This is a genomic window from Planomonospora sp. ID82291 (assembly GCF_015711645.1).
Classification (GTDB): Bacteria; Actinomycetota; Actinomycetes; order Streptosporangiales; family Streptosporangiaceae; genus Planomonospora.
The window spans coordinates 138,281-164,563 of record NZ_JABTEX010000005.1; the positions used below are offsets into that span (position 1 = coordinate 138,281).

The window sequence follows — 26,283 nt, forward strand, 5'->3', positions numbered from 1 at the left end:
TGGGTCAGGATCATCGATCACCTTAGACCGGTGCCGGGTCACCTCATGCCGGTGGCCGCCGCGCGCTTGCGGGAGAACGCGTCCACGCTCGCCGCCAGGAGCAGGACCGACCCGGTGACGATGTACTTCACCCCGGAGCTGTAGCCCATCAGGCCCATGCCGTTCTCGATGACCGCGACCACGGCGCCGCCCAGGATGGCGTCCAGCACCCGGCCCTTGCCGCCGAACAGGCTGGTCCCGCCGATGACGGCCGCGCCCACGGCGTACAGCAGCACGTTGCTGCCGCCGGTGTTGGGGTCGACCGAGCTGGCCCGGGAGGCCGCGATGACGCCGCCGAGCGCCGCCATGGTGGAGCAGATCATGAACGCGCTGATCTTCATCCGGTCCACGTTGATGCCGGCCCGGCGCGCGGCCTCGGCGCTGCCGCCGACCGCGTACAGGTGCCGCCCGAAGGAGGTGCGGCGCAGCACGAACGTGAGGACCAGCAGGAGCACCACGATGATCGGGACGACCACCGGCACGCCCTTGAGCGAGACGACCGCGGCGTTGCGGCTGCGCTCCAGGTTGAGGAAGTGGACGGCGAGGCCGCCGAGGACGGCCAGCGCCCCGACCCGGACCGCGATCAGCGAGATCGGGTCGGCGGTCAGGCCGCGCCCGGCCCGCTTGCGCGCGCGCAGCAGCTGCAGCCCCGCGTACGCGGCGACCCCGACGACCAGCAGCGCCCAGCCCAGCACGGGCGGCAGGTACTTGTTGGAGATGGCCAGGATCGTCTCGTCCCGGATGGAGATGTTGGTGCCGCCCTTGACCAGCAGCAGCACCAGGCCCTGGAAGCCGAGGAAGGCGGCGAGCGTCACCACGAAGGACGGGATGCCGAGCTTGGCCACCAGCGTGCCGATGACGCCGCCGATCACCGTTCCGGTGAGGATGGCCGCGCCCACCGCGACGTACCAGGGCATCCCCTGCTCGGTGAGCAGGATCGCGAGCACCGCGGCGCAGACCCCGCTGGCGAAGCCCGCCGACAGGTCGATCTCGCCGAGCAGCAGCACGAAGACCAGGCCCATGGCGATCACGGTCACCGCGGCGCCCTGGGTGAACAGGTTGGCGAAGTTGCCCGAGGTCAGGAACGAGGGCCGCAGGAACGCGAAGACCGCGCAGAGCACGACCAGCCCGAACACGGCGGGCAGCGCGCCCATGTCGCCGCCGCGGACCCGCTCGACGTAGCCGCGGGCGTTGGCGGCGATCGAGGGGCCCTCGACCGGGGCGGGCGTGAGGGTGGCGGTCATGCCGGAACTCCGTTGGTGAGGCCGAGGTCCCCGCTCCGGCCAGAGGTGATCAGTTCGACGACCTGCGCGTGGGTGACGTCGGAGGTCTTCACCTGCGCCGCCATCCGGCCGAGGTAGAGCGCGGCGATCCGGTCGGACACCGCGAACACGTCGTTCATGTTGTGCGAGATGAGCACGACGGCCAGGCCCTGGTCGGCCAGGCGGCGGACCAGTTCCAGCACCTGCGCGGTCTGCGCGACGCCGAGGGCGGCCGTGGGCTCGTCGAGGATGACGATCTTGCTGTTCCAGAGCACCGCCTTGGCGATGGCGACGGTCTGCCGCTGGCCGCCGGAGAGGCTGGAGACGTGCTGCCGGATGGACTTGACGGTCCGGACCGACAGGCCCTCCAGCGTCCTGGCCGCCATCTCCTCCATGGTGTCCTCGTCGAGGACGATGCCGCGTTTGTGCTCGCGGCCGAGGAACATGTTCTGGACGATGTCCAGGTTGTCGCAGAGGGCGAGGTCCTGGTAGACGATCTCGATGCCCAGGGCGGCGGCCTCACGCGGAGACCCGACCTGGACGGGCCTGCCCTCGAAGAGGTACTCGCCGGAGTCGATGGGGTGGATGCCGCCGACGCACTTGACGAGCGTGGACTTGCCGGCGCCGTTGTCGCCGACCAGCGCCGTCACCTCCCCGGGGTGGACGGAGAAGGCGACGTCGTGCAGGACCTGGACGGGACCGAAGCTCTTGTCGATCCCGCGGAGTTCCAGTACGGGGGTCATACGGTGCTCCTCGGATGCGGAGCGCGGCCGGCCGGTCCCGCCGGGACCGGCCGGCCGCGCCCTCGGCGCGTTACTGGATTCCGGCCTCGGTGCACTTGGCGGCGAACTCACCGGTGCACAGCTCGTCCTTGGTGACGAAGCCGTCGGTCACGACGTCCTTGACGTTGTCGAAGAAGATCGCCTGCGGGTCGAGCAGGACGGCGGGCACCTCGGCGCCGCTCTCGGTGTCCTTGACCGTGCCGGTCGCCGCCGGCTTCTCGCCCTTGGCCAGGCCGATCGCGAGCTCCGCCGCCGCGTCCGCCTCCTTCTTGATCGCCTTGTAGACCGTCATGCACTGGTCGCCGGCGAGGATGTTCTGCAGGCCCTGGACGGTGGCGTCCTGGCCGGTGACCGGGACCTTGCCGTTGAGCTTGTTCTTCTTCAGCACGGTGATCGCGGCGTTGCCGAGGCCGTCGTTCGCGGCGAGCACACCGGCGATCTTCGGCTGCTCGGTCAGCATCTGCTCGAAGATCGTGCCGGCCTGGGCGTTGTCCCAGTCCGGGACCGACTGGTCCGGGCCCTTGACGTACTCGCCCGAGTCGTACTTGGGCTGGAGCACGCCGTCGTAGCCGTTCTTGAACAGCGTGGCGTTGTTGTCGGTCGGCGAGCCGTTGAGCTCGGCGACGATCGGCTTGTCGGCCTTCTTGTCGGTCAGGCACTTCACCAGGCCCTCGCCCTGCAGGGTGCCGACCTTGGTGTTGTCGAAGCTGACGTAGTAGGAGGCGCCGCCGTTCAGCGTCAGGCGGTCGTAGTCGATCGTGGCCACGCCCTGGGCCTTGGCCTTGTCGAGCACGGCCTTGCCGGTGCCGCTGTCCAGGTTGACGATCATCAGGACGGTGGCGCCGTTGGTGATCATCTGGTCGGCGATGGTCTGGAACTGGTTCTTGTCGCCCTGGGCGTTCTGGATGTCGTAGGCGACACCCGCGGCCTTGAACGCCTCCTCCAGGTACTTGCGGTCCGCGGTCTCCCAGCGGGCGGAGGACTTGCTGTCCGGCAGGATGACGCCGACCTTGCCGGCGGCGGCCGGCTGGCTCGCGGCGCCGGAGGCGGCGGTGCCGCTCTGAGCGGTGGTGTCGCCGCCCTCGCCCCCGCAGGCGGTGAGACCGAGGGTCATCGCCGCGGCGGCGGCGGACAGGCGGAGGATCCCCTTGCGCATGGTGCACGGGTCCTTTCTTCGAGAACTTCGAGAGATGGGGGGTCAGGAGGTGCGGCATGCCGAGCTCACCCGCACGGCTCTCCGGGTCGCGGATCACCGTGCCGGTGAATGTTGTTTGCGGCAACGTATTCCGGTGTGGCCTGGAACACCAGACCTTGTCTGGGTAAAGTTTGTTGTGGCCGGTAACAATCCAGAAACGTGGGATTAACCCAGGTTGCCCCGTACGACGAGGGCGGCGCCCGGAGCGCCGCCGGGCGGCGGACGCGCCCGGAAGCGGCGGAGACGACGGAGCCGCCCGGAAACGACGGAGCCGCCCGGCGGGATGTGGCCCGCCGGGCGGCTCTGGTCCGGGGTGTCCCCCCCGATGCGGACGGGGACCCGCGTGCGGGCCCCCGTCCCCCTGTCTCAGCTCTTGGCGAGCAGGGAGCGCAGGACGTACTGCATGATGCCGCCGTGGCGGTAGTAGTCGGCCTCTCCCGGCGTGTCGATGCGCACGACCGCCTGGAACTCCCTGCCGTCCGCCCGGACGGTCACCGTGCGCGGCACGCCGCCGGCGTTCAGCTCCTCGACCCCGGTGATGTCGAAGGTCTCCCGGCCGGTCAGGCCGAGGGAGTCGGCCGTCTCGCCCTCGGGGAACTGCAGCGGCAGCACGCCCATGCCGATCAGGTTGGAGCGGTGGATGCGCTCGTAGGACTCGGCGATGACGGCGCGCACGCCCAGCAGCGCGGTGCCCTTGGCCGCCCAGTCGCGCGAGGAGCCGGAGCCGTACTCCTTGCCGGCCAGGACGACGAGCGGGATGCCCGCAGCCTGGTAGTTGGCGGAGGCGTCGTAGATGAAGCTCTGCGGGGCGCCGTCGACGGTGAAGTCGCGGGTGTAGCCGCCCTCCACCCCGTCGAGCAGCAGGTTCTTCAGCCGGATGTTGGCGAAGGTGCCGCGGATCATCACCTCGTGGTTGCCGCGCCGGGAGCCGTAGGAGTTGAAGTCCTTGACCTCGACGCCGTTGGCCCGCAGGTACTCCGCGGCGGGGGTGCCGGGCTTGATGGAGCCGGCCGGGGAGATGTGGTCGGTGGTGACCGAGTCGCCGAGCTTGGCGAGCACCCGGGCGCCGGAGATGTCGGTGACGGGCTCCGGCGCGGCCGGCATGCCGTCGAAGTAGGGGGCCTTGCGCACGTAGGTCGAGGCCGGGTCCCACTCGAAGGTGTTGCCGGTCGGGATCGGCAGCGACTGCCAGGTCTCGTCGCCCTTGAACACGTCGGCGTAGTCGCGCAGGAACATCTCCTGGTCGATGGAGGAGGCGACGACCGCCGCGACCTCCTCCGGCGACGGCCAGATGTCCTTCAGGTAGACCGGGCCGTCGGCGCCCTCGCCGAGCGGCTCGTTGTCCAGGTCGATGTCCATGGTGCCCGCGAGGGCGTAGGCGACGACCAGCGGCGGCGAGGCCAGGTAGTTCATCTTGACGTCGGGGTTGATCCGGCCCTCGAAGTTGCGGTTGCCGGACAGCACCGCGGTGACCGCGAGGTCGTTCTCCTGGATCGCGGCCGAGATCTCCTCGTCCAGCGGGCCGGAGTTGCCGATGCAGGTGGTGCAGCCGTAGCCGACCAGGTTGAAGCCGATCTTGTCGAGGTACGGCTGCAGCCCGGAGCGCTCGAAGTAGCCGGTGACGACCTGCGAGCCGGGGGCCAGGGAGGTCTTGACCCACGGCTTGCGGGTCAGGCCCTTCTCGACCGCCTTCTTGGCCAGCAGCGCCGCGCCCATCATGACGTAGGGGTTGGAGGTGTTGGTGCAGCTGGTGATGGCCGCGATGGTCACCACGCCGTGGTCGATCTCGAAGCTCGTGCCGTCGGCCAGCGTGACCGGGATGCGCCGGTGCGGGCGGCGGCCGGCCAGGTCGGCGGCGTGCGGCTTGTCGCCGTCGCCGTCGTGCGCGATCGCCGGGGAGTCGGAGGCGGGGAACGACTCGTCGGACGCCTCGTCGGCCGGGCCCTGGACGCTCGGGGCGTAGTCCACGACGGCGGCGCGCCAGGCCCGCTTGGCATCCGACAGCGCGATGCGGTCCTGCGGGCGCTTCGGGCCGGCGATCGACGGCACGACGGTGGCCAGGTCCAGCTCGATGTACTCGGAGAAGACGGGCTCGTCCGCCGACGGGTCGAGCCACAGGCCCTGGGCCTTGGCGTAGGCCTCGACCAGTGCGACCTGCTCCTCGGAGCGGCCGGTGAGCCTCAGGTAGGTGACCGTCTCACCGTCGATCGGGAAGATCGCGCAGGTCGAGCCGAACTCGGGGCTCATGTTGCCGATGGTGGCGCGGTTGGCCAGCGGCACGCTGGAGACGCCCTCGCCGTAGAACTCGACGAACTTGCCGACGACGCCGTGCTTGCGCAGCATCTCGGTGATGGTGAGCACCAGGTCGGTGGCGGTGGCGCCGGCCGGGAGCTTGCCGGTCAGCTTGAAGCCGACCACGCGCGGGATCAGCATGGAGATCGGCTGGCCGAGCATGGCGGCCTCGGCCTCGATGCCGCCGACGCCCCAGCCCAGGACGCCGATGCCGTTCTCCATCGTGGTGTGGGAGTCGGTGCCGACGCAGGTGTCCGGGTATGCCTTGCCGTCGCGGATCATCACCACGCGGGCCAGGTGCTCGATGTTGACCTGGTGCACGATGCCGGTGCCGGGCGGGACGACCTTGAACTCGTCGAACGCCGTCTGGCCCCAGCGCAGGAACTGGTAGCGCTCGCGGTTGCGCTCGTACTCCCGCTCGACGTTGCGCCGGAAGGAGTCGGGCCCGCCGAAGAAGTCGACGATGACCGAGTGGTCGATGACCATCTCGGCCGGGGCCAGCGGGTTGATCCGGGCCGGGTCGCCGCCGAGGTCGCGGACGGCCTCGCGCATGGTCGCCAGGTCCACGACGCAGGGCACGCCGGTGAAGTCCTGCATGATCACGCGGGCCGGGGTGAACTGGATCTCCACGCTCGGGGCGGCGGACGGGTCCCACTGCCCCAGCGCGCGGATGTGGTCGGCCGTGATGTTGGCGCCGTCCTCGGTGCGGAGCAGGTTCTCCATCAGGATCTTCAGGCTGTACGGGAGGCGCGCCGACCCCTCGACGGCGTCCAGCCGGTAGATCTCGTATGCCGCGTCACCGACGCGGAGCGTGTCACGGCTGCCGAAGCTGTTCGCGGACACGATTCGCCTCCCTCATCACCAGGTCGTCTGGGTCGTCTGGCGCCCCGTAGCTCAAAGGCGCAACTGAATCCTGCCGCACCACGCGAGTGCCCCTGTCGGTTAGGTATGCCTAACCCGCATGTCACCGATGGGTTGCAGCGGATGTCTCGACATCAAGATATCCCCGGAGATATCTCGACATCAAGTTACTCATCGGTATGATCACACCAGCAGGAAGCGCCAGTAGACGAGCCCCAGAACGACGACGGAGAGCACCGGGGCGAGGAACTTCTGCTCGAAGGCGCGCCCCGTCTTGATGCCGATCTTCCACGGCAGCAGCCAGCGCTGCTTCATCGGCCACAGCACCGGGCAGCCCTTCTCGGTGCAGCAGTCGCCCACCACGTGCACCAGGCAGCCGATCGCGACCGCCACCCCGAGCCAGGCGTAGCCCACGTTGTCGGAGCGGAACACCAGGAACAGCCCCGCCGTCAGCGCGATGTTCACCGCCGCCGAGGCGACCTTCTTGCCCGGCACCCCGATCCCGATGGCGCGCAGGGCCAGGCCGATCAGGAGCACGACCAGGACGTCGCGGCCGATGGGATGGGTGTTGGCCAGGTAGTGGGCGCCGAATCCGGCCGCGGCCGCGAACAGCAGCGAGTGGGTGGCGTTGCGGTGCCCGCCGGCCAGCCAGTTGACCCCCTTGCTCAGCGCCCAGGTGACCGGGCCGAAGGTCTGCGCGATCGTCGCGCTGGGATGGTCCAGGTCCGGCAGCATCGCGGCCCCGGCGCAGACCAGCGCTCCGGCGACGAACTCGGCCGGGGTCAGCGCGTTCACCATGACCCCGGTCTCGACGAACCGGGAGGACTCGGTGAGCAGCGGCAGCGCGGCCAGCGGCGGCGCGACGCCCAGCCAGGCGATCGCCCCCGTCAGCGCGTGCGTGTGCCCCATCATCGCTTGACCACCACCATCAAGATCACACCTGGTGAGCGTACGGCATGGCCGCCCGGAACGGCGGACGGCTCCATTGTCGCCGGAGGGATCACGGCGGGGAAGCGGCGCGGGGAAGGGTCACGGGACGACGCGGCGGCGGGCGCGGCGGCGGGCGCGGCGGCGGAGGGAGCACGGAGACGGCAGACGGGACCGTTCCGCACCGAAAGCACCCCCCAGCCCTTCCGGCACGGAACGAATCCCGTCTATGTCATTTGTAACGCCTAGGTCTCGGTGCTTGTTCCGAAATCCGGCGAGAATCCCGTGATCTATCTCACTTTTTCGTTGAGTGACCAGAGCATTCCTCTGAGTGACCACCCCGCGGAGGGCGGTTCGCCGGTCTTCGGGGTTGTCGTACGAACGTTCTCGATATATCTTTGAATAGTCGAGAGCGATCAAGAAGCGATCGCCGGAAGAGGAGGACGAGATGACGTCCGCACACGCGATGGACGGGTGGCCCGGAACCGACCCCCGGGAGATCCGCCGCCAGATGAGGCGCGCCGCCCGGGTGGCCTGGCGCGCCATGGCCGAGAGCCGGCACGGGTCCGGGCCGCGGCGCGGCCGTCCCGGCTCCTACGAGGACGGCCCCTACGAGGGCGGGCCGCACGAGCAGCGGCACCGCGGCCACCGGGGCGGGGGCCCGTTCGGCGGCGGGGGGTTCCCCTGGGACTGGAGCCGGGGCCCCATGGGCGGTCCCGGGCGCGGCGGCCCGTTCGGCGGCCGCCCGCCGTTCGGCCGCGGGCGCAAGGCCAAGCGGGGCGACGTCCGCGCGGCGATCCTCGCGCTGCTCTCCGAGGAGCCCCGCAACGGCTACCAGATCATCCAGGAGATCGCCCAGCGCAGCCAGGGCGGCTGGAAGCCCAGTCCGGGAGCGGTCTACCCGGCGCTCCAGCAGCTCACCGACGAGGGCCTGGTCCTGTCCGAGGAGAACGACGGCCGCAAGACCTTCCGGCTCACCGAGGCCGGCCTGTCCTACATCGCCGAGCACTCCGACGAGGTGCGCGCGCCCTGGGAGGAGATGACGCCCGACGTCGACGAGGGCACCTGGGAACTGATCGACCTCGCCCGCCAGTCGGGGTTCGCCATGATGCAGATCCTGCAGACCGGGACCGAGGCCCAGATCCGCCAGGCCCGGCAGCAGCTGATCGAGACCCGCCGCAGGCTCTACCGGATCCTCGCCGACGGCGACCCGGCCGAGGAGTGACGCCGATGACCTGCGGAGGCGCTCCCGGGGCGGCCTCCGCTCCGTTCCGGCGACGGGCCCGTCCCGGCGCACCGGCCCGTCTTCGGGGCGGCCCCTACAGCGGCGGGCGCCCCAGGGACTCCCTGAGCCGCCGCAACTCCCCCGCGATCCGGTCCAGCGTCCAATGCGCGTTCAGGCCGCTGGGATTGGGCAGCACCCAGACCACCGCGCCGCCGACCCGCTCCTCCTGCGGCCCGACCGCCGCCGCGGGCCGCCCGAACGCCGTCCGGTAGGCGGTCACCCCCGCCACCGCCAGCACCCTCGGCCGGACCTCGGCGACCAGGCGCTCCAGCCGCCGACCGCCCTCGCGGAACTCCTCGGCAGACAGCTCGGCCGCCTGCGCGGTCGCGCGGGCCACCACGTTGGTGATGCCCATCCCGTAGGACGGGAGCAGGTCCTGCTCGGCCGGCGACAGCAGCCGGGGGGTGAATCCTGAGCGGTGCAGCGCCGGCCAGAAGCGGTTGCCCGGGCGGGCGAAGTGGTGACCGGTGGCGGCGGAGTAGAGGCCCGGGTTGATCCCGCAGAACAGCACGTCCGGCGAGGGACCGAGCACGTCCTCGATCGTCCGGTCCCGCGCGGCGTCGAGCTCGGCCCTCGTGGGGGGCCGGTTTCCGGGAGAGGCGTTCTCGGGAGGCGTGCCGGAAGGCGTGTCAGGGGACATGGACGTGTACCTGACCGCTCCCCCGGCCGCCTAACCCATCTCCTCCAGCTTGCGCCCCTTGGTCTCCCGTACCTTCGCCAGCACGAAGACCAGGGAGAGCACGGCGAAGACCGCGTAGCCGACGTACGCCCCGGCCAGGCTCCACTCCGACAGGGACGGGAACGAGACGGTGATCAGCCAGTTGGCCACCCACTGCGCGGCGGCGGCCACCGAGAGCGCGGCGGCCCTGATCCGGTCGGGGAACATCTCGCCGAGCAGCACCCAGACGACCACGCCCCACGACAGCGCGAAGAACAGTACGAAGAGGTGCGCGGCGACCAGGGCCACGGTGCCCTGCAGCTCCGGCAGGGTCACGCTCTCGCCCGCCGGCACGCCCGCGCTGAACGCCCACGCCGCCGTGGCGAGGGCGACCGCCATGCCCAGCGAGCCGATCATCAGCAGCGGCCGGCGGCCGATCCGGTCGACCAGCGCGATGGCGACGAACGTGCCGACGATGTTGATGATCGAGGTGGAGAAGCTGATCAGCAGCGAGTCGCTCTGGTCGACGCCGACCGACTGCCAGAGCGCCGACGAGTAGTAGAAGATCACATTGATGCCGACGAACTGCTGGAACACCGAGAGCGTGATGCCGATCCAGACGATCGGCAGCAGGCCGAATGCCGAGCCCCGCAGGTCGCGCAGGCGGGGCCGGTGCTCCAGGTGCAGCGACCGCTCGATCTCGGCCACCCGGGCGTCCAGGTCGACGCCCTCGGCCTCGACCTCCGCCAGCACCCTGCGGGCCTGGGGGCTGCGGCCCGCCGCGACGAGGAACCGCGGCGACTCGGGGATGACCGAGGCGAAGAACAGGTACAGCAGGGCCGGGACCAGGCAGGCGCCGAGCATCCACTGCCAGGCCTGGACGCCGAGCAGCTCGTTGTTGACGTCGCCCCCGGCCGTCTGCGCGATGGCGTAGTTGACGAGCTGGGAGACCGCGATGCCCAGCACGATGGCGAGCTGCTGGAAGGAGCCCAGCCGCCCCCGGTAGGCGGGCGGCGCGACCTCCGCGATGTAGGCGGGGCCGAGCACCGACGCCATCCCGATCCCCGCGCCGGCCAGCACCCGCCAGAACGCCAGGTCCCAGATCCCGAACGGCAGGGCCTGTCCGACCGAGCTCACGGCGAACAGGACCGCGGCCAGTTGCATGGTCCGGGTGCGCCCCCAGCGGTCGGCCAGCCCTCCGGCGATCCAGGCGCCCACCGCCGAGCCGAGCAGCGCGATCGCCACCACGAAGCCGGTCACCACCGCGCCCACCTCGAAGTGGCGCTGGATCCCGGTGACGGCGCCGTTGATCACCGCGCTGTCGTAGCCGAAGAGGAAGCCGCCGATCGCCGCCGCCGCGGTGATGAAGACGACGTGTCCCAGGTGTTCTCTGCGCGTATCCGGAGATCCCGCGGGCCCGGAGGACGTGGTACCGACCATGATGGTCTCTTCCCTCAAGGGGAGATTTAACCCATATGTCACCGTTTAATCTCTATCGCCCTGAAATGGCGGTTATCCGGGATGCCGGATCCGCGGGCGCGGCTCTGGCGGAGCCCACCGGACCCGCCCGGATCGGGGTGATCGACCGTAGAATCCCCCCGGGGGTGAGGATGACCGTCCGACCGCGGATCGCCACCGCCGCGATCACCGCTTCGGCGGTGGCGGCCTGGCTGTTCCTGGTGGCGCTGCCCGAGGGGCACCGCGGGCCGCTGTGGACGCTCGGGGTCGTGGTGGGGGTGTCGTTCCTCGGCACGGGGATCACCGCCTGGCGGCTCCATCCGCGCAACCGGGTCGGCCCCCTCATGGCCGCCGTCGGCATCGCGTGGCTCCCCCAGCAGTTCCTGATCGGCACCGCGGCGCCGCCGCCGTTGGTGGTCTGGCTGGGCGCCTGCGGACTGTGGGCGGGCCTGGCCTGCCACCTGTTCCTGGCCTATCCCACCGGCCGGCTCGACGGTCTGCCGTCCAGGATCCTCGTCGGCGCCGCCTACGCCGAGTCGGTGGTGCTCCCGGGGGCGGCCGCGGCCGCCCGCGCGGACCTGCCGGAGCCGCTCCGCTCCCTGCCTCCCCTCGTCGACGGGATCCGCTGGCAGACGGTCGTCGTCACGGGCGCTGCGGTGGTGGGCCTGTCCGTGCTGCGGTGGCGCGAGGGAAGCGTCGCCCAGCGGCACGCGGTCACGCCGGTGGTGGCCGCCTCGCTGGTCGCCACGGTCGCGTTCGTGGCCGACCACGTGGCGGCCGGGTGGGGCTGGGGGATGCAGCCGTTGTTCGTCTACACCATGTTCGGGGCGTTCATCACGGTTCCGCTCGCCTATCTCGGCAGCCTGATCCGGCGCAGGATCGACCACGGCCGGGTGGCGGACCTCGTGGTGCGGCTCAGGAGCAGAAAGCAGCCGGACGGCCTGGAGAACGCGCTCGCCGCGGTGCTCCACGATCCCACGCTGCGGGTCGGCTACTGGACGGCCGACCAGGACCGGTACGTCGACACCGAGGGCGGTCCCGTCGACCTCCCGCCGAAGGAGAGCGGCCGGGTGATGACCCGGGTGGACCGGGGCGGAGCGCGGCTCGCCGTCCTCCTGCACGACGCCGCGCTGCTGGAGCAGCCGCTGCTCGTCGAGGCGGCGTGCGCGGCCGCCTCGCTCGCGCTGGAGAACGAGCGGCTCACCGCCGATCTGAAGGCGCGGCTGCGGCAGCTCGCGGCCTCGCGGGCCCGGATGCTCCGGTGGGGCGAGGCCGAACGCCGCAGGATCGAGCGCGACCTGCACGACGGCGTGCAGCAGCGGCTGCTGTCGGTGGCGATGACGCTCGGGCTCGCCGAGGCCACCGCCCGCCCCGACCGCAGGGACGCGCTGATCGGCGAGGCCAAGGCCTCCGTACTGGCCGCGCTCGACGACCTGCGCGCCGTCAGCCACGGGATCCATCCGCCGGTGCTCACCGAACGCGGGCTGCCGGGAGCGGTGAAGGAGCTCGCCGCCGTCGCCCCGGTCCCCGTCGAATGCGTGATCGACGCGGTGGAGCCGCTGCCCCCGGCGGTCGAGAGCGCGGCGTACTACATCGTCAACGAGGCGCTGGCCAACGTGACGAAGCACGCGCGGGCGAACCGCGCGTGGGTGCGGCTGGCCCGCAGCGAGGACCGCCTCGAGGTCGAGATCGGCGACGACGGCCGCGGGGGCGCCGATCCGGCGCGCGGCTCCGGGCTCCGGGGGCTCGCCCACCGCGCCGAGGCCAACGGCGGCCGGCTCCGGCTCGACAGCCGGAAGGACGGAGGAACGGTGCTGCGGGTGACGATGCCGTGCGCGTAGCGATCTGCGAGGACTCCGCCCTCTTCCGGGAGGGCATGGTCCGGCTGCTGACCGAGGCGGGCTTCCAGGTGGCGGCGGCCGTGGACGACGCGGAGACGCTGCTGGCCCTGGTCGGCGAGGACCGCCCCGACGTCGCCGTCCTCGACATCCGCCTGCCGCCCACGCACACCGACGAAGGGCTGCGGGCGGCACGCACCCTGCGCCGGCGGCACCCGGAGATCGGCGTGCTCGTGCTCTCGCAGTACGTGCGGGTGAGCTACGCCGTCGAGCTGCTCGGCGGCGGCGTCGAGGGCGTCGGCTACCTGCTCAAGGACCGGGTGTCGGACCTGGCCGAGTTCGCCGCGGCGATCCGCCGGGTGGGTTCCGGCGGATCCGCGCTGGACCCCGTGGTGGTCGAGCAGCTGGTGAGCCGGCACCGGCAGCCCGACGACCCGCTGATCCAGCTCACCGGGCGCGAGCGGGACGTGCTCCACCTGATGGCGGAGGGCCGGACGAACCTGGCCATCGCCGAGCGGCTGGCCATCGCCGAGCGCACGGTGGAGAAGCACTGCACGAACATCTTCGGCAAGCTCGGGCTGGAGGCCGGCCCGCACGACCACCGCCGGGTGCTGGCCGTGCTCCGCTACCTGAACGCCTGAACTCCCGAACGCCTGAACGCCTGAACGCCTGAACGCCTGAACGCCTGCGCCTGAACGCCTGAACGCCTGCGCCCGAGCCCGGCCCGGGTGCGGTTAACCGCACCGGCGGGAGGGGGGCTGCCCGGCTTCCCGGGCCCAGGTCCGGAGAGCAGAATGCCATCGGACGAAGGGAGCCCGACGGTGGCTGTGGTTGGTGTCGGTGTACGGCGGTTGCTGGCGGACTCGGGGGAGCCGCGGGAATGGGTGAGCCCCCGGACGGACATGGTCACGGCCTTGCTGGGCGTCTGGTTCGGCGTCGGCCTGATGATCGACGCCTGGGCGCACAGCAACCTGGCGGAGCTCGAGACGTTCTTCACCCCCTGGCACGCGGTGTTCTACTCCGGGTTCGCCGCGGTCTCCGGCTGGATCGCCTGGCAGGTGTGGCGCGGCACCAGGACCGGCCGGCAGGGGCTGGCGGCCGTGCCGATGGGGTACCTGGCGGGCCTCGTCGCGGTGCCCGCGTTCGCCGCCTTCGGCTTCGCCGACATGATGTGGCACACGTTCCTCGGTATCGAGACGGACATCGACATCCTGTTCAGCCCCTCCCACCTGGGACTGATCGCGACGATGTCGCTCATCATCACCACGCCGCTGCGCTCCGCCTGGCGCGCCCCCGACGTGGGCGAGAGCCCCTCGCTCGGGCGGCTGCTGCCCGCGCTGCTCGGCCTGGCGTTCGCGACCACCCTGGTCTCGCTGTTCGTCTCGTACGGCAACGCCATGCAGTACGGCGCGGCCCACGTCGTGGATGCGTTCTCCACCACGGACGGCGGGGGCGCGAGTGATCTGGCGGCCTCGATCGTCATCACCGACGTCGTGCTGCTCGCCCCCGTGCTGCTGCTGGTCCGCCGGTGGCACCTGCCCTTCGGCAGCGTGACCGTGCTGTACCTGGTGGGCGTGCTGATGCCGGGGGCGCAGACGGCGTTCGAGAACCTGCCGGTCCTGCTCTCCTTCGTCGCCGCCGGGCTCGCGAGCGACCTGCTGATCCGGTGGCTGCGCCCGTCGGCGGAGCGGCGGGCCGCCTACTGGGCGTTCGCCGGGCTGTCGGCCCTGGCGACCTGGTCGCTGTTCATCGCGGTCGCCTCGGCGGCGGGCGGCGGGCTGCCCGCCGTACCCGAGCTGTGGACCGGTGCGCCGACCGTGGCCGGGCTGATCGGCCTGGCGCTCGGGGTGCTGTTCCTGCCCGAAGCGCGCCGGGCGTGATGCGGCGGGACCCGGCGCGGGCCCGCCCGGCGCGCCTGCTCCCGGCGCCGCCCCGCGTGGCGCGTCCGTCCCCGAGACGGGTCCGCGCGGCGCGCCTGCTCCCGGTGTGGGCCGCCTGCCTGGCCGCCGTCCTGGTCGCGGCGCTCCCCGTTCCGGCCGAGGCCCACGTGGTGGCGGCCGGGGCGGACCTGCGGGTGGCCCAGACGATCGCCGGCACCGAGCTCACCGTGGTGGTCGAGGGGGTGGAGCGGGTGCCGGGCGAGCTGCGGATCGGCGTCGTCGCCTACCAGCCGGTCACCGGTCCGCCCGTCGGCCTGGAGCTCCGCTCGGTCGCCGACGGCCGTACGGTGACCGGTACGGCGCACGCGGGGCCGGAGCCCCGGTACACGCCGCTGCGGGTGGAACGCGCCGGCCCCCACGAACTCCGGCTGCGCGCCGGGGACGAGGTCGCCGTGGTGCCGTTCCGCGTCCTGGTGGAGCGCGCGTCGGCCTGGGAGGCGCTGATCTACGGGGGGCTGTTCACGGCGGGGCTGCTGGTGGTGGGCGGCCTGCTCACCGGGGCGCCGTCCCGGCCGAGGGCGGCGATGCTGCTGGCCGGCGGCGCCGCGGCGGGCCTGACGGTCGCCGTCACGTTCGTCGTGCTCGACCCCTGGCTGCCGCCGCGCCCGCCGGACGGCGCCGCTCCCACGGCCGAGACCGGGGCGCGGGGGCGCCCGTTCGCGCAGGGGCGGGTGGCGACGGTGCCCGCCCGCCCGGCGGCGGGAGAGGAGTTCACCCTGCGGATCGACCTCGTCGACGGGTCCACCGGCCTGCCGGTGGACGACCTGGCCGTGCATCACGAGGCACTGGCCCACCTGGTGGTCACCAGCGAGGACGGGCGGGCCTTCCACCACGTGCACCCGCTGCGGACGGCTCCCGGGCGGCTGGAGGTCCGGATGCGGGCCCAGCGGCCGGGCCGCCATCTGGCCTACGCCGAGCTGGAGCGTCAGGACTCCGGCGGGCAGCTCGTCACCGGCGAGTTCACCGTCGGCGGTGAGCCCTCTCCCGCCGAGCCCTCCCCCGCCGAGTCCGCGGCCACCGAGCCCTTCCCAGCCGAGGCCTCCTCCGCAACCGCCTCCGCAGAACCCGCCCCCACCGGGTCCGCCGGCCGGCCGGGCCCGCCGCGGATGGAGCCCGCCGTACCCGTCGCGGGGCGTCCCGCGACGATCGAGGTCGAGACCTCGGGCGCCGTCCGCCCCTGGCTCGGCATGGCGGGCCATCTGATCGTGCGGAGCCGCGACGGCGCCTTCCTGGGCCACGTGCACGAGATGGGATCGGCGCGCGGCGGCCGGCTCCGCTTCACCTTCGGCTTCCCCGCCGCGGGGCGCTACCTCGCCTGGGCGCAGTACGCCACCGGCGACCGGATCGTCACCGTGCCGTTCACCGTCGACGTCGCGGCATCGGAGACGACGCCGTGAGGCGCGCCCTCGTCGCCGCCGTCTGCCTGGTGGTGGCCGCCGCGGCGTTCTTCGTCCTCGGCCGGGGCGGCGACGGGCCCCTCCGGCTGACCGTCACCGGGACGCACTACGCCGTGACCGTGCTGATCGGCGAACCGGTGGCCGGCAAGGGGGCGGTCGAGGTGGTGCTGGACGCGGGCGACGCGGACACCGTCGTGCTGTCGGCCGTGATGCCCGAGATGGGGCACGCCACCCCGGAGGTCGTCGCGCGGGAGCCGGAGCCCGGCCGCTTCCTGGCCGAGGGCGGGCTCTTCTCCATGGCCGGCGTCTGGGAGCTCGTGATCCGCCTGACCGGTCCTCCGGGCGAGGAGGTGCTCACGGCCAAGGCGCTGATCACCGGATCGCTCGCGGAGCCGGGGACCTGAGAGCCCTTGCGGATCCCCGGTCCCCGGCTCCGGCCCCGGCCGGGCCCGGAACGCGTCTCAGAGCCGGGGGTCCACCGGCTCGGACTCCAGCGCGAGGACGGCGAAGACCGCCTCGTGGATCCGCCACAGCGGCTCGCCCTCGACCAGCCGGGACAGGGCCTCCAGTCCGAGCGCGTGCTCGCGCAGCGCCAGGGAGCGCTTGCGGCCGAGGAACCGGTGGCGCAGCACGTCCAGGCTCTCGGTGTAGTCGGGGCCGTAGATGATCCGCAGGTACTCCCGCCCGCGCACCTTGATCCCCGGCTGGATCCGGCCCGGCCGCGCCTGCTCCCGCCGCGGCGTCCCCGGCCCTGTCCCCGGCTCCGCCGCCGTCCCGGTCCCGGTCTCCGTCCCGGTTCCGGCGGCCCGGTCCGGCGTCCCGCCGGGCACGGTGACCGGCTTGACCACCATTCCCTCGCCGCCCTCGGCCGTCAGCGCCGACCACCATGCGGTCGCCGCCTCCGTCGACTCCGGCGAGTCCAGGTCGGCGTAGACGTGCCGGGTGGGCGCGATCAGCGGGTCGTCCAGCCGCGACAGCAGATCCAGGTGCCACGGGTGCGGCTCGGTGACGGCGGTCGCCCGGCCCTCGCAGGCCAGGATCTGGAACGGGGCCAGCCGGATGCCGTCCAGACCCGAGACCGGCCAGCAGTAGCGCGCGTAGGCGTCCCTGAACCGGGCGGCGTTCTCCATCCGCCGCCGGGTGCGCTCCAGCACCCCGCCGACGTCCAGGCCGCGCCCGGCCGCGGCCTCCAGCGCCGCGACCGCCTCCGGCAGCGCGGTGCGGGCCGCGGCTCCCACCGACGCGTACTGGCTGCGGATCAGCCCCTCGGCCTTGGCCGACCACGGCAGCAGCTCGCCGTCCAGGACCAGCCAGTCCGAGCCCAGCTCGTCCATGAGCGGCGCGCACGCCCGCCGGAGCCGGTCCACCAGTTCCCCGGCGACCGCGGGGTCGGCGAAGAACGGCCGGCCGGTGCGGGTGTGCACCGCGCCCGAGCTGCCGTCCGCGACGCCGAAGCGCGCCGCCGCGACCTCGGGCGTCCTGGCCAGTACGGCCACCGCCCGCGAGCCCATGTGCTTCTCCTCGCACACCACCCGCCTCACCCCGGCCGCCGCGAGCTCGGCGAACGCCTCCGCCGGGTGCTCCAGGTAGCCGTCCAGCCGGGAGGTCTCCGGCGGGGCCATCGTCGGCGGCAGGTAGACCAGCCAGCGCGGGTCCACCGCGAACCGGCTCATGATCTCCAGCGCGGCGGCGGAGTTCTCCTCCCTCACCTTGATCCGGCCGCCGCCGTGGCGCACCTCGACGTGCCGGGTGCCGCGCACGTCGTCGATGGCCAGCAGACCCGGGTCCCGCCGGCCCGCCTCGCGGCCGGGGGCGGCCGGCGGCCGGGCGGGCTCGTACCAGACCTTCTCGGCGGGCACCGAGACGATCTCCCGGCTCGGGTAGCGCAGCGCGGTCAGCCGCCCGCCGAAGACCACGCCGGTGTCCAGGCAGATGGTGTTGTTGACCCACTCGGGCTCGGTGACCGGCGTGTGCCCGTAGACGACCATGGCCCGGCCGCGGTACTCCCGCGCCCAGGGGTAGCGGACCGGCAGGCCGTACTCGTCGGTCTCTCCGGTGGTGTCGCCGTACAGCGCGAAGGAGCGCACCCGGCCGGAGGCGCGGCCGTGGTAGGCCTCCTTCAGCCCGGCGTGCGCGACGACGAGCCGGCCGCCGTCGAGCTGGTAGTGGCTGATCAGGCCGTCCATGAACTCCAGCGCGGCCTTCCGGAACTCCTCGGGCTCGGCGGCGAGCTGGTACAGCGACTCCTGCAGCCCGTGCGCGACCCGCACCTTGCGTCCGTTCAGCGCGCGGGCGAGCTTCTGCTCGTGGTTGCCCGACACGCACAGCGCGGTCCCGGCGGCGACCATGCCCATGACGAGGCGCAGCACGCCCGGCGTGTCGGGACCGCGGTCCACCAGGTCGCCGACGAACACCGCGGTGCGGCCCTCGGGGTGGCGCGCGCCGTCCGCTGCGACCTCCCAGCCCAGCTCGCGCAGGAGCGCCTCCAGCTCGGCGCGGCAGCCGTGCACGTCGCCGATGACGTCGAACGGCCCGGTCAGCTCGCGCCGGTCGGTCCACGCCCGCTCCGTGACGACCTCGGCGGCCTCGATCTCCTCGACGCCGCGCAGCACGTGCACGCGGCGGAAGCCGTCGCGGGAGATCTTCCCCATCGAGCGCCGCAGGTCCTTGCGCTGCCGCCGGACCACCTGCGGCCCGAAGTCGCGGTCGGGCCGGGTCTCGTTGCGCCCGATCGCGACCTCCTCGGGCACGTCCAGGACGATCGCGTCGACCAGGACGTTCTCCGCCTTGGCCAGGTCGACGAGCCGCTTGCGGGCCTCCCACTGCACGTTGGTGGCGTCCACGACCGTCAGCAGGCCGCGGCGCAGCCGGGTGCGCACGATGTAGTGGAGCACGTCGAAGGCGTCCGGCGTGGCCGACTGGTCGTTCTCGTCGTCGGCCACCAGCCCGCGGCAGAAGTCGGAGGAGACGACCTGGGTCGGCGCGAAGTGCCGGCGCGCGAAGGTCGACTTCCCGCTCCCGGAGACCCCGACGAGCACGACCAGCGACATCTCCGGCACGATGATCCTGCTCACCCCGCCCCTCCCCTCCTGCCCGGCGGCCTCGTCCGCCGGTCCCTCTCCGCTCGCGAGAACGGCGCTCTCCTCGGTCATTCCGTCCCTCCCAGGGTGAAGACGGCCAGCTGCGTGGGCGGGCCGACCTCGGGGTCGTCGTCCCCGACGGGCCGGAACGCGACGGTGCAGCGGTACTCGGCGCAGACCCGCTCCGCCCAGGCGGCGAACTCGGCCCGGGTCCACTCGAAGCGGTGGTCGGGGTGGCGCATGCCCGTCAGGAACGCGTAGCGGACGTTGTACTCGGCGTTGGGCGTCGTCACGATCACGTGGCCGGGCCGGGCGGCGCCGAAGACCACCCGTTCGAGGGCGGCCAGGCGCGGCGGGTCGACGTGCTCGACGACCTCCATGAGGACGGCGGCGTCATAGCCGGCGAACCGGTCGTCGGTGTAGGTCAGCGCGCCCTGGAACAGCTCCAGCCGCTCCCGCCGCCGGTCGGGCATGCGGTCGAGCCGCAGCCTGCGGGCGGCGACGGCGAGCGCCTGGGAGGACACGTCCGCCCCGGCGACCTTGGTGAACGACGGGTCGTCCAGCAGCGCCCCGACCAGCCGGCCGGTCCCGCAGCCCAGGTCGATGACCGTGCGCGCGCCCAGCTCGCCCAGTACGGCGAGCACGGCCTCGCGGCGCAGGACGTTCAGCGGCCTCCTGGGCCCGTCCTCCGTCCCGGCGCCGTCCTCCGTCCCGTTCCCGCGCTCCGCGGGCACGCCCTCCACCGGCACGGCGGTCTCCGCGGTCTCCAAGGTCTTCCGGGTCTCCACGGGCAGGGCCTCCACGTCCTCCACCGGCAGGGCCTCCGCGGAGGCGGCGTCCGGGTCCTCCGGGGCCGCGAGCGCGGCGGGCTCCTCCTCCACGGGGGGCTCCAGCTCCTCCTCCACGTCGTCGCCGAGCTCGGCCAGGCGGGCGAAGGCCGTCCGGGTCAGGGCCCAGCGGCGGCCGAGGTAGCGGCGGGTGATCAGGCTCCTCTCCGGGTGGGCGGCCAGCCAGGACTCCCCGGCGCGGATGAGCTTGTCCACCTCGTCGGAGGCGATCCAGTAGTGCTTGGCGTCGTCCAGGACGGGCAGCAGCACATAGAGCTGGTTGAGCGCGTCGGCCAGCCGGACCTCGCCGCGCAGCGAGAGCCGCACGTAGCGGGAGTCCCCCCACGCGGGGAAGCCCTCGTCCAGCGGTACGGCCCGCGCCCCGACCTCCCAGCCCAGCGGCTCGAACAGGCGGTGCGCCAGCTCGGGGCCGCCCCGGCAGGGCAGGGCGGGAAGCGTGATCTCCAGGGGGATGGGCCCGGCCGCGAGGTCGGGGCGGCTCGCGCAGCGTCCGGTGCGCGCGGTGCGGAAGACGTCCGCCAGCGCCCCGGCCAGCAGCGACGACGCGGCGTAGGGCCGGTCGTTGACGTACTGGCCCAGCGTGTGGTCGGGCGTGGACCGGCCGCGCGAGCGCACCAGGCGGACCGGGTCGACGTCGAGCATCAGCGCCGCGGTGCAGCGCTCCTCACTCGCTTCCGGGTAGAAGACGCGGGCCGTGCCGTACGACCGGCCGAACTCCTGGACCCGGTCCGGATGCTTGTGCAGCAGGAAGCCGAGGTCGGTGGCGGGCCGTACGGTCGTGGAGATGGTGAGCAGCACCCGGGACAGTCTGCCGTATGTCCGATTCGCCGGGCCATCGGTTAACGGCCCCGCGGGCCGCGGTCAGATCTGCCGCAGCACCTCGGCGGCGATGAGCTCCAGGTGCTCCAGGTCGTCGAGGTCCAGCAGCTGAAGGTAGACGCGCTCGGCGCCCAGCTCGGCGAACCCGCCGATCTTCTCGACCACCTCCGCGGGCGTGCCCGCCAGCCCTCCGGCCCGCAGCGCGGCGAGGTCCTGGCCGATCGCCGCGGCCCGGCGGGCGAGCTCCGCCTCGTCGGTCCCCACGCAGACGGTCTGCGCGGCCGAGAGCACGACCGGGGGGCGGCCCGCCTCCTCGCACGCCTCGCGGACCCGTCCGAAGGCCGCGGCGGTGTCCTGCGGCGTGCGGAACGGCACGTTGTACTCGTCGGCGAAGCGCGCGGCCAGCCGCGGGGTGCGCCGGGCGCCGAACCCGCCGATGATGACCGGCGGCCTCGGGCGCTGCACGGGCTTGGGCAGGGCGGGCGAGTCGGCGAGCCGGTAGTGGGCGCCCTCGAAGGAGAACGTCTCGCCCGCGGGCGTGGTCCACAGGCCGGTGAGGATCTCCAGCTGCTCCTCGAACCGGGCGAAGCGCTCGCCGACCGGCGGGAACGGGATGCCGTACGCGGCGTGCTCGGCGTCGAACCAGCCGGTGCCCATGCCCAGCTCGATCCGGCCGCCGCTCATCCGGTCGACCTGGGCCACGCTGATCGCCAGCGGCCCGGGCAGCCGGAAGGTCGCCGGGCTGACCAGCGTGCCGAGCCTGATGGTGGAGGTCTCCCTCGCCAGGCCCGCGAGGGTCACCCAGGCGTCGGTGGATCCGGGGCCGGGGTCGCCCGCCCCGATCCGCAGGTAGTGGTCGGAGCGGAAGAAGGCGTCGAACCCCAGCCGCTCCGAGGTCCGCGCGACCACCAGCAGCTCGTCGTAGGTGGCGCCCTGCTGCGGTTCAGTGAAGATCCTCAACTTCATGGATCCATTATCCGGCCGCCCCGCCCGTCATCCGCCGAAAGCTCGCGCCGCGGCACGCCCCCTTGCTAACGTTCGAACCCCGAATGCTGTAGGTGTTCGCCCGGATACCCTGAGCGATCACCCGGTGTCGTCGAGAGGGTGGATCCCATGTCCGTGGCGACAGACCGCTCCGCCGCCCGCCACGCCCGGGAACCGGGCACCCCGCCCCGCGCCCTCATCGTGCTCGCCTCCGGGGCGCTCGCCACCGTGACCGGCGCCGCGCTCTGGCTGCTGCCCACCGAGACGGGTGAGCGGGGCCTGCCCGCGCGGGCCCGGGCGGCGGCCCCGCCGCCCGCCGCCCGTACCGCCTCCGGCCGGACGGTCGCACCGGCGACCTCCTCCCCCGCAGCCGGTCCGTCCGGTTTCGTGACGTTCGTCGACGCGGTCCACGATCCCCTCTTCCACCTGCCCCGCGCCGCCCGGCAGAGCGGTGCGCGCTGGTTCATGCTCGGCCACCTCACCGCCGGGCAGGACGGCTGCACCCCCCGCTGGGGCGGGCGGCAGGATCAGGGGGTCGACCCGGTCGCCGGCCGGCTGGGCCGCCTGCGGACGGCCGGGGGCGACGCCGGTCTGGCCTTCGGCGGCTCCGCCGGGCGGGAGCTCGCCTCGGCCTGCCTGCTGCCCGACCGCCTGACCGCCGCCTACCGCCAGGTCGTGGGCGCCTTCGACGCCGCCCACCTGGACTTCGAGGTCCGCGACTCCGCCGACCGGGAGGCCGTACGGCGCCGCGCCGCGGCGATCTCGGCGCTCCAGCGCGAGACGACCGGCCGGGGCCGTCCGCTCGCGGTGAGCTTCACCCTCCCGCTGACCGGCAAGGGCCTGTCTCCGCAGGACCGGCTGATGCTCCGCACCACCCGCGAGGCGGGGGCCCGGATCACCGCGGTCAACCTCATGGTGCCGCTGCGCCCCGCGGCGACGGGGCGCAGCCGCCTGCGCCCCGTCGCCGCCGCGGTGCGGGCCGCCCAGCCGCAGATCGCGCAGGCCCTAGGCGAACGCTCGGCCTGGAGGCGCATCGCGCTCACGCCCGTCCTGGCGGACCCGTCGGACCTGTCACCCGCCGACGCCCGCAAGCTCGCCGGCTTCGCCGCCCGCCACGGCCTGGCCTGGATCTCCACCCGGGGTGCCGCGCCCGCCCCCGAGGTCGCCCGGCTGCTGGCCGCCCCCGCTCTCTGACCCGGCCGCCCCGCCCGCCGGCCCGGCCGCCCCTCGCTCCGATCGACCATCCCGCCCTCCGATCCCGCCTCCCCGCCGGACGGCCCTCCCCGCCGGACGGCCCTCCCCGCCGGACGGCCCTCCCCGCCGGACTTCCGGCCCCCCGCACACACACCCCACGGCGCCCGTACACCCGCACACCCCGTGACGCCCGTACACCCGACGCCCACGGCGCCCGCCCGCCCGCAACCCGTGATGCGCCGGTGACGCATGGGACGGCCGGGAAGCATGGAATGCGTTTTACGGGATGTACCGGAGATCCCTCCGGGGCTTTCTCCGGACACGACGAATCATTTCCGACCGACCGAATCTCGGTGCGGCATGCGCCGATCTGCGAGAACCCCGGATGGCACGCTCCAGAATGAGCATTTTCCTATTGGCCATGTCGGGATATTTCAGACTATTGACACCGTGAACGCATTTAGAGAACATTCAGAAGGTTTTTACTGGACCTCAACGAAGACCGATATGCCCGCCAGGCTCTCCAGGCGGGCGCCAGGGCCGTCGGACCCTCCGAACCCCGGCCCTCCCCCGCTCTCGGATGATCGCCGACGTCGTTCCCGACACGCCCGCCGCCCGGGCACAGGAAGGTGCCGCGTTGCCCTGGATCCGTACGCCGCCCTGACCTCCGGCCGCACCGCGGCCCGGCATCCGCACCATCCCTGAGCTGGGCATCCGGCGGACGCACCGTCCGCCGCCACCATGATCCGCACCCCCGCCACCGAGACCGCGGCGGCGCCGGGGCGGCACCGCCGTGCCCCGACCCGGCACACCGACGAAGAACCCGCACGCCGACGACGAGGAGCCCGACGGTGGACAGGAAGAAGGAACGGCCGATGCCGGACCGGCTGCCGCAGGAGGCCGGGGAGGCCGGCGATTCACTGCTCGCCGTACACGGCGGGAATCCCGTCCGGCGCACGCCGTGGCCGACCTATGACAAAGGGGCCGTCTTCATCCATCCCGAGGACGAGGAGGCGGCGCTGCGCGCCATTCGCAGCCATCTCTATTTCCGTTACGACCACCGCGCCCAGCACGAGACCGAATGCGGCAGGCTGGAGGAGGACCTGCGCCGCTATTTCGGCAGCAGGCACGCGCTGGCCGTGTCGAGCGGCACCGCGGCGATCGCGCTCGCCATCATGGCGGCGCGGATCCCGCCGGGCTCCCTGGTCGCCTGCCCCGGCTTCACCTTCGCCGCCACGCCCAGCGCCATCCTGCTCGCCGGATGCCGGCCCTTCCTGGTGGAGGTGGACGAGGACCTGCACCTGGACCTGGCCGACCTGCGCCGCCGGTGGACCCCGGAGATCAAGGCGATCGTGGTGGTCCACATGCGCGGGTTCGCCTCCGACATGGAGAGCCTGACGCGCTTCGCCGCCGAGATGGGCGTCCCGGTGTTCGAAGACGCCGTGCCGGCGCTCGGCGCCGAGCTGAACGGCCGCAAACTCGGCACCTTCGGCCTCGCGGGCGCGTTCAGCACCCAGTCCGACAAGTCGCTCAACTGCGGCGAGGGCGGCTTCCTGATCACCGACGACAGCGTCCTCTTCGCCCGGGCCGTCGTGCTCTCGGGCGCCTACGAGGGACGCTTCCGGCGGCACTTCCCGGACGGCGACCCGCCGATCGACACCGACCTCGACCTGCCTCTGCTCAGCTTCCGCATGGACGAGATCCGCGCGGCCCTGCTCCGCGCCGAACTGGAGCGGCTGCCGATCCGGCTGAAATGCTTCCGGAGCAACCACGCCTACGTCGCGGCGGCGCTCGCGGACCTGCCCGGGATCGCGATCCGGCGGCCGGTGGCACCCGGCGCCTGCCTCGGCGAGGCGTTCATCTTCCGGGTGCCGGGCGGGGACGCGAAGTGGTTCGCGCACGCGCTCTGCCGCGAGGGCATCGACGCACGCAACCTCGGCTCCGACGAGGACGCCAACGTGCGGGCCTTCTGGAACTGGCGGTTCCTGTTCGGCGGCGCCGAGGTCTCCTCGATCAAGGCCCTGCTGCCCGGCACCGCCCGGTACCTGGCGGAGGCGGTCGACGTCCCGCTCTCCTCCGGCCTCTCGACGGAGGACTGCGACCAGCTGATCCGGGCGGTCCGCAAGGTGGCCGCCGCGATGGGAGCGGACCGCCGCCCGGCCCCGGCGGCCGGGACGACCGCCCCCGCCGGGCGGCGGCGGTGACGGCTCCCGGGGAGACCTCCGAAGCCGCCTCGGGGGACGCCGGGGACCCCCGGGGCGGTGAGGTGATCCCGCGTCTCGCGTTCATCGGGATCTTCGGGGGGCTCTTCTGCGGGTACGTGGGCCTCACCGCGGCGATCCCGGTGCTCCCGGTCTTCGTGCGGGAGAGGTTCGGCGCCACCGGCTTCACCGTGGGCCTGGTGGTCACGGCGACGGCGCTCACCGCACTGCTCGTCCGGCCCGTCGCCGGCCACCTGGCGGACCGGTACGGCCACCGGCGCGTCATGCAGGCGGGCGCGCTGGCCGTCGCCGCCGGCGGCGCGCTCTACTTCCTGCCGCTCGGGCTGCCCGGTCTCGTCGCCGTCCGGCTGCTGCTCGGCGTCGGCGAGGCGTCGCTCTTCACCGCGGGCGCCGTCTGGACGGTCTCCCTCGCCCCGCACCACCGGCGCGGGCAGCTGATCGGGCTGTACGGCGTCAGCATGTGGGGCGGGATCTCGGCCGGGACCTTCCTCGGCGCGGCGCTGCTCCCCCTCGGCTACGGCGCGGTCTGGGCCCTGTCCGCCGCCGCCCCGCTCGTCGCCCTCGCGCTGGTGAGCGCGGTCCGCACCGCCCTCCCCGCCGGGCCGTCCGGAGGCGGAGGCGGGCTGCACGCCCTGCTGCCGCGTCCCGCGGTGCTGCCGGGAGTGGCGCTCGGGCTGGCCTCCGCCGGGTACGCCGGCCTCGCCGCCTTCGTCGTCCTGCACCTGCAGGCCCGCGGCGTCCACGCGGGCGTGGTCGTGCTCAGCTGCTTCAGCGCCGTCTACGCCGGCACGCGGCTGTTCATCGGCCACCTGCCGGACCGGTTCGGGCCGCGCCGGGTGACGGCCTGGTCCGGCGCCGGCGAGGCCGTCGGCCTGCTGATCATCGCGGTGGCGCCGAACCTGCCGGTCGCCGTGCTCGGCAGCGTGGTCATGGGGGTCGGGTTCTCGCTGCTGCACCCGTCGCTCGCCCTGATGGTGATGAACCGGGCCGGCCCGTCGGAGCAGGGGGCGGCGATCGGCGCCTACACCTCCTTCTGGGACCTGGGGGTCAGCGTCTGGGGGCCGGTGACCGGGCTGGCCGCGACGGCTCTGGGCTATCCCGCCGTATTCGTCGTGGGCGCCGTGTGCGCGGCGGCGGCCGTGTCCGTGGCGCTCTGCGTCCGGCGGCCGGACGCGCGGCCGGCCGCCGTGAACTGAGATGGG

The 26,283-nt window shown here is 73.2% G+C and carries 19 protein-coding genes; 9 read left to right on the top strand and 10 right to left on the bottom strand.

Annotated elements, in window-relative coordinates; all coding sequences use genetic code 11:
* Positions 1–38: 38 nt before the first annotated feature.
* The 5 genes from HS045_RS28545 to HS045_RS28565 form a co-directional block, all read right to left on the bottom strand.
* The gene (locus tag HS045_RS28545) at positions 39–1,283 is read right to left on the bottom strand and encodes a sugar ABC transporter permease (RefSeq protein WP_196454616.1); all 1,245 of its coding nucleotides are present in this window, start codon (positions 1,281–1,283) and stop codon (positions 39–41) included.
* Positions 1,280–2,044, bottom strand: coding sequence for an ATP-binding cassette domain-containing protein (locus HS045_RS28550; protein ID WP_196454617.1), 765 nt, complete (start codon positions 2,042–2,044; stop codon positions 1,280–1,282). Before HS045_RS28550 ends, HS045_RS28545 begins: the two co-directional genes overlap by 4 nt.
* Positions 2,045–2,114: 70 nt before the next feature.
* On the bottom strand, positions 2,115–3,239 hold the full coding sequence (locus tag HS045_RS28555; RefSeq protein ID WP_196454618.1) for a sugar ABC transporter substrate-binding protein: 1,125 nt from the start codon (positions 3,237–3,239) through the stop codon (positions 2,115–2,117).
* A 405-nt stretch (positions 3,240–3,644) separates the two neighbouring features.
* On the bottom strand, positions 3,645–6,413 hold the full coding sequence (gene acnA, locus HS045_RS28560) for an aconitate hydratase AcnA (protein ID WP_196454619.1): 2,769 nt from the start codon (positions 6,411–6,413) through the stop codon (positions 3,645–3,647).
* Positions 6,414–6,614: 201 nt separating this feature from the next.
* Positions 6,615–7,343, bottom strand: coding sequence for a metal-dependent hydrolase (locus HS045_RS28565; protein WP_196454620.1), 729 nt, complete (start codon positions 7,341–7,343; stop codon positions 6,615–6,617).
* A 463-nt stretch (positions 7,344–7,806) separates the two neighbouring features.
* On the opposite strand from HS045_RS28565, the gene HS045_RS28570 reads away from it, so the two are divergent.
* Positions 7,807–8,583: a PadR family transcriptional regulator gene (locus tag HS045_RS28570; RefSeq protein ID WP_196454621.1), complete on the top strand. Its 777-nt coding sequence runs from the start codon at positions 7,807–7,809 to the stop codon at positions 8,581–8,583.
* 94 nt (positions 8,584–8,677) lie between these two features.
* Here the strand turns inward: HS045_RS28570 and mug are convergent, their stop codons facing one another.
* Together mug and HS045_RS28580 are read right to left on the bottom strand one after the other, a co-directional pair.
* A complete protein-coding gene (gene mug / locus HS045_RS28575; RefSeq protein ID WP_196454622.1) occupies positions 8,678–9,283 on the bottom strand; it encodes a G/U mismatch-specific DNA glycosylase in 606 nt (201 codons plus the stop codon).
* A gap of 30 nt (positions 9,284–9,313) precedes the next feature.
* Positions 9,314–10,741, bottom strand: coding sequence for a sugar porter family MFS transporter (locus HS045_RS28580; RefSeq protein ID WP_196454623.1), 1,428 nt, complete (start codon positions 10,739–10,741; stop codon positions 9,314–9,316).
* Positions 10,742–10,911: 170 nt separating this feature from the next.
* Here HS045_RS28580 and HS045_RS28585 point away from each other — a divergent pair, with 170 nt between their 5' ends.
* The 5 genes from HS045_RS28585 to HS045_RS28605 all read left to right on the top strand — a co-directional run bounded on the left by HS045_RS28585 (position 10,912) and on the right by HS045_RS28605 (position 16,338).
* Positions 10,912–12,600 (top strand): sensor histidine kinase, encoded by a 1,689-nt coding sequence (locus HS045_RS28585; protein ID WP_230885058.1) that lies wholly within the window; start codon positions 10,912–10,914, stop codon positions 12,598–12,600.
* Positions 12,591–13,238 (top strand): response regulator transcription factor, encoded by a 648-nt coding sequence (locus tag HS045_RS28590; RefSeq protein ID WP_196454625.1) that lies wholly within the window; start codon positions 12,591–12,593, stop codon positions 13,236–13,238. The genes HS045_RS28585 and HS045_RS28590 overlap by 10 nt, the downstream gene beginning before the upstream one ends.
* 180 nt (positions 13,239–13,418) lie before the next feature.
* A complete protein-coding gene (locus HS045_RS28595; protein ID WP_307827772.1) occupies positions 13,419–14,477 on the top strand; it encodes a hypothetical protein in 1,059 nt (352 codons plus the stop codon).
* A gap of 56 nt (positions 14,478–14,533) precedes the next feature.
* Positions 14,534–15,934 (top strand): hypothetical protein, encoded by a 1,401-nt coding sequence (locus HS045_RS28600; RefSeq protein ID WP_196454626.1) that lies wholly within the window; start codon positions 14,534–14,536, stop codon positions 15,932–15,934.
* On the top strand, positions 15,931–16,338 hold the full coding sequence (locus HS045_RS28605) for a hypothetical protein (protein WP_196454627.1): 408 nt from the start codon (positions 15,931–15,933) through the stop codon (positions 16,336–16,338). Before HS045_RS28600 ends, HS045_RS28605 begins: the two co-directional genes overlap by 4 nt.
* A 57-nt stretch (positions 16,339–16,395) precedes the next feature.
* Here the strand turns inward: HS045_RS28605 and HS045_RS28610 are convergent, their stop codons facing one another.
* From HS045_RS28610 to HS045_RS28620, 3 genes are all read right to left on the bottom strand, one after another.
* Entirely contained in the window at positions 16,396–19,086 is a 2,691-nt protein-coding gene (locus tag HS045_RS28610) for a polynucleotide kinase-phosphatase (RefSeq protein WP_196454628.1), read from the bottom strand.
* Positions 19,083–20,660 (bottom strand): 3' terminal RNA ribose 2'-O-methyltransferase Hen1, encoded by a 1,578-nt coding sequence (locus HS045_RS28615; protein WP_196454629.1) that lies wholly within the window; start codon positions 20,658–20,660, stop codon positions 19,083–19,085. Before HS045_RS28615 ends, HS045_RS28610 begins: the two co-directional genes overlap by 4 nt.
* Before the next feature lie 63 nt (positions 20,661–20,723).
* Complete coding sequence (locus HS045_RS28620) at positions 20,724–21,647, bottom strand: LLM class F420-dependent oxidoreductase (protein ID WP_196454630.1); 924 nt, start codon at positions 21,645–21,647, stop codon at positions 20,724–20,726.
* Positions 21,648–21,794: 147 nt separating this feature from the next.
* Here HS045_RS28620 and HS045_RS28625 point away from each other — a divergent pair, with 147 nt between their 5' ends.
* The 3 genes from HS045_RS28625 to HS045_RS28635 all read left to right on the top strand — a co-directional run bounded on the left by HS045_RS28625 (position 21,795) and on the right by HS045_RS28635 (position 26,277).
* Complete coding sequence (locus HS045_RS28625; protein WP_196454631.1) at positions 21,795–22,859, top strand: hypothetical protein; 1,065 nt, start codon at positions 21,795–21,797, stop codon at positions 22,857–22,859.
* Between the two features lie 851 nt (positions 22,860–23,710).
* Positions 23,711–25,063 carry an aminotransferase class I/II-fold pyridoxal phosphate-dependent enzyme gene (locus tag HS045_RS28630; RefSeq protein ID WP_307827773.1) on the top strand — a complete coding sequence of 451 codons (1,353 nt, stop codon included), beginning with the start codon at positions 23,711–23,713 and terminating at the stop codon, positions 25,061–25,063.
* Positions 25,064–25,125: 62 nt separating this feature from the next.
* Positions 25,126–26,277, top strand: a complete 1,152-nt coding sequence (locus HS045_RS28635; RefSeq protein WP_196454632.1) for an MFS transporter — start codon at positions 25,126–25,128, stop codon at positions 26,275–26,277.
* Positions 26,278–26,283 lie beyond the last annotated feature (6 nt).

Bases quoted from the DNA above. Each gene is read 5' to 3' on its own strand.
- HS045_RS28625 (WP_196454631.1), top strand. From the start codon at position 21,795: ATGTCCGTGGCGACAGACCGCTCCGCCGCCCGCCACGCCCGGGAACCG.
- HS045_RS28550 (WP_196454617.1), bottom strand. From the start codon at position 2,044: ATGACCCCCGTACTGGAACTCCGCGGGATCGACAAGAGCTTCGGTCCC.
- HS045_RS28555 (WP_196454618.1), bottom strand. From the start codon at position 3,239: ATGCGCAAGGGGATCCTCCGCCTGTCCGCCGCCGCCGCGGCGATGACC.
- HS045_RS28620 (WP_196454630.1), bottom strand. From the start codon at position 21,647: ATGAAGTTGAGGATCTTCACTGAACCGCAGCAGGGCGCCACCTACGAC.
- HS045_RS28610 (WP_196454628.1), bottom strand. From the start codon at position 19,086: ATGACCGAGGAGAGCGCCGTTCTCGCGAGCGGAGAGGGACCGGCGGAC.
- HS045_RS28545 (WP_196454616.1), bottom strand. From the start codon at position 1,283: ATGACCGCCACCCTCACGCCCGCCCCGGTCGAGGGCCCCTCGATCGCC.
- HS045_RS28570 (WP_196454621.1), top strand. From the start codon at position 7,807: ATGACGTCCGCACACGCGATGGACGGGTGGCCCGGAACCGACCCCCGG.
- mug (WP_196454622.1), bottom strand. From the start codon at position 9,283: ATGTCCCCTGACACGCCTTCCGGCACGCCTCCCGAGAACGCCTCTCCC.
- HS045_RS28565 (WP_196454620.1), bottom strand. From the start codon at position 7,343: ATGATGGGGCACACGCACGCGCTGACGGGGGCGATCGCCTGGCTGGGC.
- HS045_RS28580 (WP_196454623.1), bottom strand. From the start codon at position 10,741: ATGGTCGGTACCACGTCCTCCGGGCCCGCGGGATCTCCGGATACGCGC.
- HS045_RS28585 (WP_230885058.1), top strand. From the start codon at position 10,912: ATGACCGTCCGACCGCGGATCGCCACCGCCGCGATCACCGCTTCGGCG.